At 55.0% G+C, this 13,073-nt stretch carries 11 protein-coding genes; 4 read left to right on the top strand and 7 right to left on the bottom strand.

Annotated elements, in window-relative coordinates; genetic code table 11:
* Positions 1–4: 4 nt before the first annotated feature.
* From HZS81_RS14850 to HZS81_RS14835, 4 genes are all read right to left on the bottom strand, one after another.
* Positions 5–1,018, bottom strand: coding sequence for a GGDEF domain-containing protein (locus HZS81_RS14850; protein WP_179931294.1), 1,014 nt, complete (start codon positions 1,016–1,018; stop codon positions 5–7).
* Positions 1,008–3,293 (bottom strand): putative bifunctional diguanylate cyclase/phosphodiesterase, encoded by a 2,286-nt coding sequence (locus HZS81_RS14845; RefSeq protein WP_179931293.1) that lies wholly within the window; start codon positions 3,291–3,293, stop codon positions 1,008–1,010. Before HZS81_RS14845 ends, HZS81_RS14850 begins: the two co-directional genes overlap by 11 nt.
* Before the next feature lie 308 nt (positions 3,294–3,601).
* On the bottom strand, positions 3,602–4,234 hold the full coding sequence (locus tag HZS81_RS14840) for a PRC-barrel domain-containing protein (RefSeq protein WP_179931292.1): 633 nt from the start codon (positions 4,232–4,234) through the stop codon (positions 3,602–3,604).
* A gap of 156 nt (positions 4,235–4,390) precedes the next feature.
* A complete protein-coding gene (locus HZS81_RS14835; protein ID WP_179931291.1) occupies positions 4,391–5,137 on the bottom strand; it encodes a PRC-barrel domain-containing protein in 747 nt (248 codons plus the stop codon).
* A gap of 554 nt (positions 5,138–5,691) precedes the next feature.
* Here HZS81_RS14835 and HZS81_RS14830 point away from each other — a divergent pair.
* Complete coding sequence (locus HZS81_RS14830) at positions 5,692–6,249, top strand: DUF305 domain-containing protein (RefSeq protein WP_179931290.1); 558 nt, start codon at positions 5,692–5,694, stop codon at positions 6,247–6,249.
* Positions 6,250–6,338: 89 nt separating this feature from the next.
* Here HZS81_RS14830 and HZS81_RS14825 read toward each other — a convergent pair whose 3' ends face one another.
* The 3 genes from HZS81_RS14825 to HZS81_RS14815 all read right to left on the bottom strand — a co-directional run bounded on the left by HZS81_RS14825 (position 6,339) and on the right by HZS81_RS14815 (position 8,582).
* Positions 6,339–6,605 carry a GlsB/YeaQ/YmgE family stress response membrane protein gene (locus HZS81_RS14825; protein WP_179931289.1) on the bottom strand — a complete coding sequence of 89 codons (267 nt, stop codon included), beginning with the start codon at positions 6,603–6,605 and terminating at the stop codon, positions 6,339–6,341.
* Positions 6,606–6,775: 170 nt separating this feature from the next.
* Positions 6,776–6,964 carry a CsbD family protein gene (locus tag HZS81_RS14820; protein ID WP_179931288.1) on the bottom strand — a complete coding sequence of 63 codons (189 nt, stop codon included), beginning with the start codon at positions 6,962–6,964 and terminating at the stop codon, positions 6,776–6,778.
* A 307-nt stretch (positions 6,965–7,271) separates the two neighbouring features.
* Entirely contained in the window at positions 7,272–8,582 is a 1,311-nt protein-coding gene (locus tag HZS81_RS14815; RefSeq protein WP_179931287.1) for a DUF2254 family protein, read from the bottom strand.
* A gap of 205 nt (positions 8,583–8,787) precedes the next feature.
* On the opposite strand from HZS81_RS14815, the gene HZS81_RS14810 reads away from it, so the two are divergent.
* The 3 genes from HZS81_RS14810 to HZS81_RS14800 are packed head-to-tail and all read left to right on the top strand — an operon-like array spanning position 8,788 to position 13,060.
* Positions 8,788–11,142 carry a catalase gene (locus HZS81_RS14810; protein ID WP_206679564.1) on the top strand — a complete coding sequence of 785 codons (2,355 nt, stop codon included), beginning with the start codon at positions 8,788–8,790 and terminating at the stop codon, positions 11,140–11,142.
* Between the two features lie 30 nt (positions 11,143–11,172).
* Positions 11,173–11,727, top strand: coding sequence for a DUF421 domain-containing protein (locus HZS81_RS14805; RefSeq protein WP_179931286.1), 555 nt, complete (start codon positions 11,173–11,175; stop codon positions 11,725–11,727).
* A 19-nt stretch (positions 11,728–11,746) separates the two neighbouring features.
* Positions 11,747–13,060: a DUF2254 domain-containing protein gene (locus HZS81_RS14800; RefSeq protein WP_241697524.1), complete on the top strand. Its 1,314-nt coding sequence runs from the start codon at positions 11,747–11,749 to the stop codon at positions 13,058–13,060.
* Positions 13,061–13,073 lie beyond the last annotated feature (13 nt).

The raw sequence follows: 13,073 nt of genomic DNA, 5'->3' as shown, positions 1-13,073 counted from the left end.
GCATTTATTGCGCCTCACAGACCGTACGGTTGCGGCCTTGAGCCTTGGCTTGATAGAGAAGCTTGTCGCTTCTCTGCAAGCACTCATCCATGTTGCTGGCGCTTGTCAGGGAGCACACGCCGATGCTGGCTGTGCTGTAAAATGCAGGGGAGCTGTTTTTCAGCATTGGTGTCGTGGCTAAGCGCTGGTGAAGCCGTTCGGCGGCACGCTGTGCTTCCGCCATGTTGGTTTTGGGCAGCATGACCATAAACTCATCTCCGCCCCAGCGGGCAATCACATCGGCTTGGCGAAATGTCTCACGACATAACTCGGTGAAACGCTCGATAACCTGATCCCCGGCGTGGTGGCCCAGGGTATCGTTGACTGTTTTGAAGCCATCTAGGTCGATTAGCATCAAGGCGGTGGGATCGCCTCCACGCTTGATCAGTGCGACCTCTTGGTCAAGGCGCTGTTCAAACGCGCGACGGTTGAGTAGCCCGGTTAGCTGGTCGGTGGTGGCAAGCTTGGTCTGTTTGCGATGTGCCTGTATCAGTTCCATGTGCGCCATCACCTGATTGGCGAGGGCCTGGAGCGCGAAGCGTTGGCGCTCGCTCAGCTCACGCGGGTGATAGTCGAGTACACATAGTGTTCCCAGCGGATAGCCATCTCGGCTTTGCAGTAGGGCGCCAGCATAAAAACGCAGGTGGGGGTCGTGGGTCACCAGAGGGTTGTTGGCGAAACGCGAGTCTTGGGTGGTGTCAGGTATAACGAACAACCCCGGCTTCAAGAGGGCATGCGCGCAGATTGAGACATCTAGCGGGGTTTCGCAAACATTGAGCCCCTTCACCGACTTGAACCACTGGCGATCACGATCAATAAAGTTGATGACGGCGATGGGCGTCTCGCAGATGAGCGAGAGCAATTCGACGATCTCATCAAACGCAGGGTCCTCTGGCGTGTCGAGGATATCGTAGTCGGACAGCGCCTGTAAGCGTCGCGTTTCGTACTCGTCCGAGCAGTGGTCAGTATTATGAGACATCGGCGATAAGGTATTCCGGTAAGGTGATAAGGTCATTCAAGGGCAGTGGCCGTGAGAACAGAAAGCCTTGCAGTACATCACATTGGCGAAAGATCATGCCCTGCTGCTCTTCTCGGGTCTCGACACCTTCGGCGACCACGATCATCTCCATATGGTGTGCCATGGTGATCACACCCTGCACGATAGCGGCAGTGCGATGGTCATGCTGAGCCTTCTGCACAAAGCTGCGGTCGAGTTTGAGCTTGTGCGCGGGTAGGTCACACAGATAGCTGAGGCTTGAAAAACCTGTACCGAAGTCGTCAAGCGCAACCCGCACCCCCATTTCCTTGAGCGTCTCCATCAGCTCAATCACCTTTTTGGCGCCGTCCAGTAGGACACTCTCGGTAATTTCCAGTTCCAAGAGTTCCGGCGGCAGGCCTGAGCGTGCCAAAACGTCTTTGACCTCATCAAGAAAACCATCGCGGTAGAACTGCAGCGATGAAATATTCACCGCCACCGGCAGTTCCCGGCCTGTGTTGGCTCTTAGCTCGGCGAGATCGCGGCAGGCCTGATTTAGAATCCAATTCCCTAACGGAATGATCTGCCCCGTCTGCTCGGCCAGCGGGATGAATTCGCCCGGCGATATCATTCCACGGGTAGGATGGCGCCAGCGTACCAGCGCCTCGACGCTGCATATACAGCCGCTTTGGGCATCGATCAGGGGCTGATAGTGCATCTCGAACTGGTCTTCGCGTATCGCCGTGTGCAGGTCATGGCGCATTAGTACATTGTGCCGAGATTTCTCTGCCTGGCGCCCGCGATACCACTGCCATGTGTTGCGCCCCTGGCGCTTGGCCTCTTCCACGGCCAGATCAGCATGCTGGACGATTTCGTGGGACTGCTCCAGCGGCAGGCAATTGCAAGCGATGCCGATGCTGGCGCTGACCTTGAGGAGTTGATCGTCCACTTCGATGGGTTGTGACAAGGTATCAAGGATGCGCTCGGCCAACTGGATCACATTATTGCGGTTGCCATAGTGAGTCAGAAGTATGCCGAACTCATCCCCACCCAGGCGTGCTAACACGTCAACCGGGTTCAGCAGTGTTACCAGACGCTTGGACACGGTGTCTAGCACCTGGTTGCCGATATGGTGTCCAAGCCCATCGTTGATAGCTTTGAAGCCATCCAGATCGAGGTACATCATCGCCATTAGCAATGATTCTTGTTGGCTACGCTGAAAGGTGTCTTCGAGCAGATTCGTAAAGGCCGTTAGGTTATATAGCCCCGTCAGCAAATCATGCGTCGCTTGGTAGGCGATGCGCGCTTCCTGCATTTTTTGCTCGGTGATGTCCTGCTGAATGCCGATAAAGTGGCTGCACACATAGTTGTCGTCGAAGACCGGTCTGACATCCAGCTGATTCCAGAACGTGGAGCCATCCTTACAATAATTGAGCAAAGTGACGCTGACACCGCACTGCTCGAAGATGCCGGCGCGAATCTGTTCAATCGCTGAGGCGTCGGTTTCCGGCCCTTGTAGGAAACGGCAGTTACTGCCTATCACCTCATCGTGTGAATAACCGGTCATGGTCAAAAAGGCCGGGTTGGCGAACACAATGGGCATATCGGGTTCGAGGGCATCGGCCATTACCACGCCGTTGGGGCTGGCTTCGATCCCGCGGCTGAGCAGCCTCAGCGTATCGTTCTGGCGCTTTCGCTCGGTGGCATCGCGGCAGTTCCCATTCAGAAGTGATCGGTACTGTTCAGCGAGTTTTCGATGGCGCTGGGTATCTCTGTCACTCACCAGCGCTAGTGAGATCAGCGCGGCGGCATAGCGCAGCCGTTGCTGATGATGGGCAGTGGGCACTTTAGGGGTACGGTAGTAGGTGCTAAAGGTACCCAGCAACTCACCTTCGGGCGCGATCACAGGGCTGGACCAGCAGGCGTGAAGCCCCTCAGACAGGGCAGCGTCGCGGAAAAGGTTCCAGCGGGAGTCAGAGGCGATATCCTCCGTAACCACCAAGTTGCGGTCATGCGCTGCGGTGCCGAAGGACGCCACATCAGGCGCGACCTCAACCCGCTGCAAGCTTTCATGGTAGTTAGCGGAAAAATGCGGACTGGGGAGTAGGCGCAGGGTGTTTTCTTTCGCGTCGTAAACCATGAATGCCACGATGGCATCGGGCAGCAACTGCTCTATCCATTGAGCAATGCCGTCCAGCGTTTCAGGTAAGGGTGCGCGCCGTGCGATTCGCTGGTGAATGCCTTTTTGGGCTTCCAGTAGAAGGAAATCATCGTTCATAGACCGTACCTGCCGAGGATACCAGGCTTGCTAAATTATTATTCGCGGAACACTTAGCACAGTATCACTGCCGTATGTGTCCAATCAGTACGGTGTAGTACATAAGCAAAGAAAATATAAGCTTTCTATGAATAGAAAATTTGTCGGGCTTGGCTTTCAATGCGCTGGCACCTGATAGGCGGTACCGGAATTTCCAGCCAAAAACGCGGCATGAATCCCGACACGGCTACTTGGCAGCTAGGGCGGGAATTCATGCAGCGTCTATTTAGTAACTTATTGAGATGTATTTATTTGCTCTGCTGCGGATATTAATTTTCCCAATCCGAACCCGACTGCTCGATATCACTCTGCGAGTAGGGCATGGTCATTACCCAATCCTCGTTGATCCAGCCGAAATCGGTGGGTATCCAGTAGTTGTCGGTTTCCATGCCATCCGGGTCGATGACCGCGCTAGTGACCTGCCCCTGATCATTCAAGATCAAGTCCTCAATCTCGGCATAGGGTGAACCTTCCACATGTACGCCCATACCAAGCATGGCTCTGGCACTGAGTTGGTTTTGGCCGAAAAGCTCCACCGACGAAAGCGTGACCTGCTGATCACCAAATGCCGAAGGCTGGTGTCCAATGGACAGCAGGACATCGCTAGGCTCGAAGAGCTTAACCGGCCACTCGACGGTACGGAAACCGCGTTCCACCGCGTTGCCGTTGGAGTAGATCACCAGCGACTGAAGATTGCCTTGATCGTCGAGTATCACGTCGGTGACTTCGCCGACCTCAGTGTTCTCGCCTGCAATTACGTCATCCCCCAACAATTGGGTTATCGTCCAATTCGATGCGGAGTCGCTGCGTTGATTCTGCCAGTCACTCAGATTTTCAGGCGCTGCCATTGCTGTGAAGGGCAGAGCAGCACAGAGCGGGATTAAGCGGTTTAGGCATGTCATAACGGTTTTCTCCAACACTCAAGATTTTAAAATGTTTGAGGTATGGCTGGCCGAGTTTGTCTCATTCCTAATACCCGTAAGGGGAGACCGTGTCTCCCCTTACCAGAACACTAAGTGAGTTGCGCTCGGTTACCTTATGCACTCAAGCTTAGCCATTTAATCCCACAAGCCATCGTACTCGTCGTAGTCAAAGGCAGTTGCATCGTCCAGATCTGCCTCATCATAGGGAAGCGTGTACGTGCTGTAGCTAGGATCCCAACCCGTATCGAACCCATGGAAAGGGTAGGCATAGGGTTCGCCACCGTATGAGCTGTCGGCTTCAATTACGACTGCCTGGATTTCCCCATCTTCTTTAAACAGTACGTTATCTACGTAGCCATAGCCGTTACCTTCTCCGACACTTGCGTAGTCATCCAATAGGTCGGTAAGTTTCCAGATTCTCGTACCGGTGTTGGCGTCATCGTCTATTTGGGATATGTAGGAAAGGTCTGTTTTCGTCACATACTCTTCGTCAAATAGACCATAGTCATCGGCATTGTCTTCATGAACGGGAATCGAAACACCGTCCTCGTTAACGTCAACCTCTTCCCATGGGACTAGAACGTGCGTATCACCAATGTCCCATAAACCACCAACCTGGGCGATAACGGCAACGATTTCGTTCTTATCATTCAGAAGTATATTCTCGACGCTACCAATTTCTTCATCATCGGCACCGAAAACTTCTGTATCCATCAAGCTTTCAGCGGTCATGCCACCTTCTTCATAGAGGGTGTCATAATTCCATTCGCTAATAGCAGTTACATTACCTTTACCTTTATTTTCTTCGGCTTGAGCTTGTGTCGCTACCGTGGCAGAGGCAATTGCTAGGGCTAAAATAGAAGCGGATTGTGAAAGTCTCATATAGTTTCCTCTCTCCTTGCGCATTTTCCTGTATCAGGATATTGCGAAATATCTAGTGAGATGATGGCATCGCAGTCCGTGCGGCACATGGTGCAACTTCGTGTATAGGCGGTTCCTTCGCCTCACCCACATTGAGCATATGCACTCATTGCCTTCGCATCTGTGCGTTGTCGCACATGACGTGGCTTGCTGCTTCCTGGTCGAACGATAAACCCATTGAACTGTGTCACCCCCCACAGCTACCTGATTGTTAGTCACTGTGGCCTGGACAGCAGGGTGGTTCATATTTATTTCCCTACTTAAACCATCTCATTTTTGCTCTGTGCCCCGGCGCACAGAGCACTCCGGGAAATGTTGTTATAAATAATGATGAAGTTGTTTAACTGGGGATAGTGAGATTAATTAAATTCATAGAAAAGGTCGCTGACCACAATAGAGAAGCAAGACGGATTTTCTTTTAATCATTTTAAAAGAAAATCAACAAGCGACGCACATTAGATTCTCTTTGTCTTTTAACACAGGAATCAAACTATATAAACGAAGGAGAACCAACAATGGAACAACAAAAGCAGATGATGGGAATGGGCTGGGGCCGATTTGCGGCGATGATCGCGACATCGACTTTCATTATGTTTTTCTTGATGTATCAGCTTGTCTATTCATTCGATCACGCAATGCTCAGCTTAAACCGTCTGACCGCTTCATTGGTGATGGGGTGCGTCATGACTGTCGTGATGCTGGCCTTTATGTGGTCTATGTACAAAGGGATGGGAACCAAGATCGCGGTGCTTGTTTTGGCCTTATTGTTCGCCGTGATTTTGCTGTTCGTGAATAGATCTCAGGTGCTAATCGGGGATGTCAATTTCATGAAGTCTATGATTCCCCACCACTCGATTGCCATCAACAACTCACGAAGGGCGTCCATCAGCGATCCACGCGTTCGCGAGCTTGCGGATCAGATCATTGCAGCTCAGGTCCGCGAAATAGCTGAAATGAAACTGCTCCTAAATGATATTGCACAAAATGGAGAACAGGGTGAGGAAAATCTTCCTCCTCGTTCCACCAAGATAACGCCTGAAATGGAACGCAAGATCGAAAAGGTAGTGCAATGAAAGCAGTGCAATGATTGAGCTTTACCACGCAACAGGCCGCCACGCATTTTTACTGCGTGGCGGGCGGGATATGGTTCAGTGCGAAGAGTTCAGTGTGAAGATTTGCGTTGGAAGAAGCTTAGGATGGCGAGCAATATTATCGCGCCGATCAGTGACACGATGAAGCTCATGACGGAGATGCCCTCGTTGATGGAGCCCGCGCCGAGTATCGGCCCGATCAGGAATCCGCCAATCAGTGCGCCGACAATGCCGACTACAACGTTGAGAATGATGCCTTGCTGGCCACTGGTGCCCATGATCTTACTGGCGATCCAGCCGACCAAGCCACCCATGATAAGCCATATGATAATGCCCATAATGTCTGCCTCTAGATAGGTTTGACGCACGCTTGGCGTCAACACATGAAGTGTAGGGCAATTGTTTAATGGTCACCGTGCGATACCGCACAGTGACATTAGGGCAACCACACAAGGCGCTTTCGCCAGTTAACGGCTTACCCTCTGCGATTGAAACATTGAGTTCAATCCTATTGCTTTTCCTCCTTGCTATCCTTGGGATCGCCATTGACGTCGCTTAATACGGCGCCAGCTTTGCCGCCATGTTTCTCGGCTTTACCCTTGTATTCCGTACTTTTATCACCGGTCGCCTTGCCGGCTACTTCCTTAGCCTTTCCCTTCGCCTCGTTGGCACGGCTTTCGACTTGATCCTTATTCATACGTTGATCTCCAGGTAATGATTTCGCTTGGGTTCTGCCTATTGCGGTGGACTCATAGCATGAACTCATGCAAAGGCAGGGTGATGTTTACAAGCTAGTTGAAGCTCAAGCTCTGGTCTGTGCGTTATCTAACGTATGCGAAGTTCTATGTTTTAGCGGATTGGATGGTTGTCGATAAGCTCGAGCATGGTTTCGCGATACTGAGTCAATGATATCGTCAATGACATCCCAGCCGTGAAGAGGCAAACAGCTCGGTCAATGGATGTGTGCGGCGTTCGATTTAAATCCATCGGCGACTCCTCAACCTTCATGTATGACGTATGTGTCCGTTAGCGTCACCGTTGACGATGAGCTCGGCTTCGCGCTCAAGCCGCCGGCGGTCTTGAGCCAGCATCCCGTTGGCCTCCGCCAGCGCCAGAATCATCTCCACCTGACTCTCGACTTCAGCGACGACCGCGGACGCTTCACGTTCCACGGCGACCTCTCGGATTCGATGTAGCGTATGCATCAGGTGCCGGGCCGCTTCTGGGTCCTGTGAGGCCTGTTCCCGCAGTCGCTCCATGCACAGCTGCACCAGATCGGCGACATCCCAGCCGACCTCGTCGTAGACACAGCGGCCATCTTTGTCCTTGTCGTGCAGCCGCGGCAGCCCCTGGATGATGATTTCCTCAAGCACGGCTTCGAGATGGACCATGACCTCATGGGCCGTTGAGGTGTCCGCGCGTGCCTGCAGCGCGAACGTGCCGACATCCACCAGCTGGCTCACGGCGAACGCGAGGTCCATATCAGGACTGCGGGTACGGGCGATGTTGAACGCTTTTGCCACGGCTTGAAAGTCGGCGTCTCCATCGGCCCCTAAGGAGGAAATGATCGCGACAGGGCGGCGGGAGGTAACAAACTCGCCAATTCGGCAGCGTAGATGAACAACCCCGCCGGGCGGCAGCGCCTTGCGCATCCGGTCGGTGTCGATGCGGGTAATCCAGCCAGTCCCTGTGGCGAGGACCGTCCGCGGTGTTGTTAGCGGTGGCGGCACCTCGGTGAGTTCGACCCGTACCTCGGGGTGGCGATCAAGCACTTGGAGGGCATCTTCTGCAAGCCGGCTGATCAGCTCCGGGAGCGACAGGCTTCGCGTTGCGTGCTGAATCGCGAGCAGTACCCCCGCCATCGCGGCGAGCGCAATCACCACTACCAGCACCGTACTGACCAGGGGAGCGGGTGCCTGTTCCTCGGTAGGCATCCTCAACAGGATGGCGAGCACGGCCACAACACCCGCCGACATGGAGGCGAGTAGATTGCGCTGAAAACGGTCGTCCAGAAAGATCAACAGCGTCCGGGGCGAAAAGTGCGCGGCCATGAGACCCACCACGACGGTGCGCATCCACAGACCGAACACCGCGACCGTGATCAGACCACTGGTTACCGCCCCTAGCAGGACCCGCGCGTCAACAACGGTGCCGAGGTCCACCGGCGGAGGCCACAGCCAAGTAATATCCACGGCCAATGCCGCTAGTCCCACGCCCAAGCCGGCGATCATGGCCACACCCATCGCCATCGTGATCTCGCCCAAGCGGAGATTGGTCAAGCGGGGCCGGGGCCTGCCGCGGGTTGTCTCACTCATGCTGTTACCTCCTAGTTTGACTGAGCGGTGCGTTTTTCAGTCAGCGTCACCCGTCGGCGGATGCCGCGTCGGTGCGCTATCGCACTAAGCATGAACGTTCGTTACCGAACAGACAGCGCTTACCCGCAGCGTGAAGATCCACCAAGGCTATCGGTACGAGCAGTCTCTCGATTGTCCACATTCCCCGCATCCTCGGAGAAACATCATGGCTACAGAAAAGAAAGTGCTCAGAACCAACGACGTCGTCGCGAAGCAAGGCCTTGCCAGCGATGATTTCGTCGCTGCGATGCCCCATAACCGGACCAAGGCGCTTGAGCACGGTCACGACAACGCCGTGGCGCCACCGGCCGGGGAGACAGTGAAGCCGGGCTCCAGTGAGTTGACGGCCAGCACGACGACTGAGGAACCCGGGACGGCAAAAACCGGCGGTCCAGCGCAGCTCGGCACGAACGAAACCATCGCGCCGCTCGACCAATTCAAAGTCGATCCCAGCGACCAACCGCTGACGACCAATCAGGGGGTTCGTATTGCCGATAATCAGAACACCCTGAAAGCCGGGCTGCGTGGGCCATCGTTACTTGAAGATTTCATTCTGCGGGAAAAAATCACTCACTTTGATCACGAACGCATCCCCGAGCGCATCGTCCATGCCCGCGGTTCAGCCGCGCACGGGTACTTTGAAGCTTATGACGCGCTGACCCAATACACTCGGGCGGCCCCATTCGCTGAGAAAGGTAAAATAACGCCCTTGTTTGCGCGCTTCTCCACCGTGGCTGGCGAACGCGGCTCGAAAGACACCGCCCGCGACGCCCGTGGCTTTGCGGTGAAGTTCTATACCGATGAAGGCAACTGGGATCTGGTCGGCAATAACATACCGGTGTTCTTTATTCAGGATGCGATGAAGTTTCCCGATCTTGTCCACGCCCTCAAACCGGAGCCGCATCACGGTATGCCGCAAGCGGCGTCTGCCCATGACACCTTCTGGGATTTCGTGTCGCTCATGCCGGAATCCACTCACATGCTGATGTGGGTAATGTCGGATCGCGGTATACCGCGCAGCTATCGGATGATGCAGGGCTTTGGCGTGCATACCTTCCGCTTGGTCAACGAACAGGGCGAATCGGTATTCTGCAAGTTCCACTGGACGCCGCTGCAGGGCACGTATTCACTGGTCTGGGACGAAGCGGTGAAGATATCCGGCGCGGATCCGGATTTTCATCGGCGGGATCTATGGGAAGCCATCGAAGCCGGTGAATTCCCCGAATGGGAGCTGGGGCTGCAGATATTCACCGAGGAACAGGCCGAGAGCTTCAGCTTTGATGTGCTCGACTCGACCAAAATCGTGCCGGAGGAATTGGTGCCGGTCACGCCGGTCGGGCGCATGGTGCTGAACCGCAACCCGGACAATTTCTTTGCGGAAACCGAGCAGGTCGCATTCTGCACGGCCCACGTCGTACCCGGTATCGATTTCTCCAACGACCCTTTGCTTGCCGGTCGTATCCACTCCTATTCCGATACCCAGATCACGCGACTCGGTGGCCCCAATTTCCACGAAATCCCCATCAACACGTCGCTTGCGCCGGTACAGAACAACCAACGCGACGGTTTGCATCGTCAGGCGGTGCATCGCGGGCGTGTTGCCTACGAACCGAATTCGCTGGCGGGTGGCTGCCCATTCCAAGGCGGCGCCAGCCAAACCGGACCCAGCGGATTCGTGTCTTTTCCCGATACCAATGCCGAAGACAAAGTCCGTGGCAAGCCGGAAAAATTTGCCGAGCACTATGCCCAAGCCACCCTGTTCTTCAATAGTCAGTCGGCGGTCGAACAAGCGCATATTGTGGCCGGGTTCCGCTTCGAGCTGAGCAAGGTCGGCGTGCCCGCTATCCGTGAGCGAATGTTGTCCTCGCTGGTGAACGTGTCACCGGACCTGGCCGCCAAGGTCGCGGACGGTTTGGGTATGGCAGTGCCCGCTGCTATGCCGAAGGCAATGGAGAACCCCGAGCCCGCTGAAGTGAACCAATCCCCGGCCTTGTCGATGATGTCGCTACCGGGCGAAGGCGGTGTTCGAACACGCCAGATTGCCGTATTGGTCGAGGACGGCGTTCACTATGCGTCGCTTGCCAGTCTTCATAGTGCGCTGACCAATGCGGGGGCCGTGGTGCATTTCGTGGGGCCAAAGGTAGGCTTATTTGCCGGCGTCGGTGATTCTGGCGATAAAACTGGCGAGGAAATAGAAGCGGACAAATCGATGGAAAATGCGCCGGGGTTTTTGTTCGATGCGCTCGTCATACCCGATGGCAGTGAGGCGGTCCAGACGCTGGTGGATAACGGCGACCCAATGGAGTTCGTCAAAGATCAGTTCAAGCACTGCAAAACGATTCTTGCGCTGGGTGCCGGGCGGAAGCTGCTGGAAATGGCGGGCATCGACTCAGCCGCGGGGCAAGACCCTGGCATTTTGATGGCGGATAGCGCCGATGCGGCCGGAATCGCGCCCACCTTCATCGATGCCGTGGCGGCGCATCGCCATTCCTCCCGTGAAATAGACCCACCAGCTAAATGATGCTGCCCGGCTGTCGGTAGGAGTAAACAGATGCTGTTTAGTGGATGGGATAGTTTGTTCCGCACCCTGGTAGTCGGGGTGCTGGCTTACGTGGCTCTCGTGGTGTTCCTTCGTATGTCGGGGAAACGGACACTCTCCAAGATGAACGCCTTCGATCTGGTTGTGACCGTCGCTCTTGGCTCAACCTTGGCGACCATCCTGCTGGCCAAGGATGTCGCTTTGGCCGAAGGGCTGTTGGCTTTCGCCTTGCTTATCGGCTTGCAGTTCGCTGTCACCTGGTCGAGTGTTCGGGTACGTTGGGTGCGGCGGCTGGCGACGGGCGAGCCGCAGATGTTGCTATACTGTGGCAAGTTTCTTTCCGCACCTCTGGTGAAAGCGAGGGTGACCGAAGACGAAATACGGGCAGCGGTCCGCTCGACCGGGATCGACTCGTTGGAAAAAGTGCGCGCAGTCGTCCTAGAGACCGATGGCTCGTTCAGCGTCGTCTTGTCGGGAGAAAAGGGAAGTAAAGAGGGGGGTAACGGTTCCAGTCTGGTCGGCGTTGACGGCCCCGGGGATGTCCGCAAGTCGGCCTCAGAATCCTGAGTCTAACCGCAGAGGAGAAATGATGGCCCAAACAAAACGGTTCACCATGGACAGGCTGCGCTTTTTTTTCAGTCGGATTAAAGAGCGCTTGTGGGTTAAGCCGCTGGTCCTTTGCGTGCTGTCTATTGGTGGTACCTTTATCGCCTTGTTGGCTGACAATTTGGGGCTTTCCACGGTGGTGCCTGAGATCACCCTGGAATCTGTCGAGTCCCTGTTGTCCATCATGGCGTCCAGCATGCTGGTGATTGCGACCTTTGCGGTAGGTTCCATGGTGGCCGCTTATGCATCCGCCAGCGCCGGTGCGACACCGCGTTCCATCCCCCTGGTTATTGCCGATGACGTCACCCAGAACGCTTTGTCTGCGTTTATCGGCGCGTTCATCTTCAGTATTGTTTCCCTGATAACCGTCCAGAATGACCTGTTTGACGCTGCTGGCCGGTTTGCCATCTTCGTGCTAACCCTGTTGGTGTTCGCCATTGTTGTCATCACGTTCGTTCGCTGGGTAGACAGAATTGCCCGGCTGGGCAGGGTGGTGAATACCATTGAGAAAGCAGAAAAGGCCGCCGGTGACGCTCTGGATCGTCGTCGACACGCGCCCACACTCGGCGCTATGAAAGCCTCCCCGCAACAGGTCTTCGGCAAGGGAATACCCGTCTGTTCTTCAACAGTGGGTTATATCCAGCGTATTGATCTGGAGACGTTACAAGCTCACGCTGAAGCACTCAATTGCCACGTGGTGGTGACAGCACTCCCCGGCGCGTTTGTTAGCCAATGCCGCCCGCTGCTTCGTATTGAAGGGGGCTATGAAGGGGATTTTGAACAGAGAAGTGAGGAGGACGAGTCGTCCAATCTGGACGCCTTTTCCAGCGCCTTCACGATTCGCTCAAGCCGCACCTTTGAAGATGATCCCCGCTTCGGGGTTCTAGCGTTATCCGAGATTGCCGACAAGGCGCTGTCGCCTGGTATCAATGACCCGGGAACCGCGATCAATGTCATTAGTACAATGGTACGACTATTTACGCTTTGGCAATCGCCAGTTGAAAAGGACACCTTACAGGCGGTCACTTATGACCGGGTATCGGTTCCGGAACTGGTGACCGACGACTTGTTCGACGATGCCTTTACGGCCATTGCCCGTGACGGAGCAAATATGGTTGAAGTATCCATTCGCCTGCAGAAAGCGCTTTGGGCGTTGGCCGAAACAGGCGACAGTGCGATGGCTGCCGCCGCCAAAAAACATTCACGGATGGCTCTGGCACGCTCGGAACGGGTGATGGTAATTGAGGACGATATCGATGCGGTGCGCAGAGAGGCCGCGTTTTCGTCGGCCTAAGTCCTTAATGAAC

Origin of the sequence: Vreelandella salicampi, assembly GCF_013415105.1 — a bacterium.
GTDB classification, from domain to species: domain Bacteria; phylum Pseudomonadota; class Gammaproteobacteria; order Pseudomonadales; family Halomonadaceae; genus Vreelandella; species Vreelandella salicampi.
Note: the sequence above shows the minus strand (reverse complement) of the source record. Positions and strands in the feature narration are given on the sequence as shown.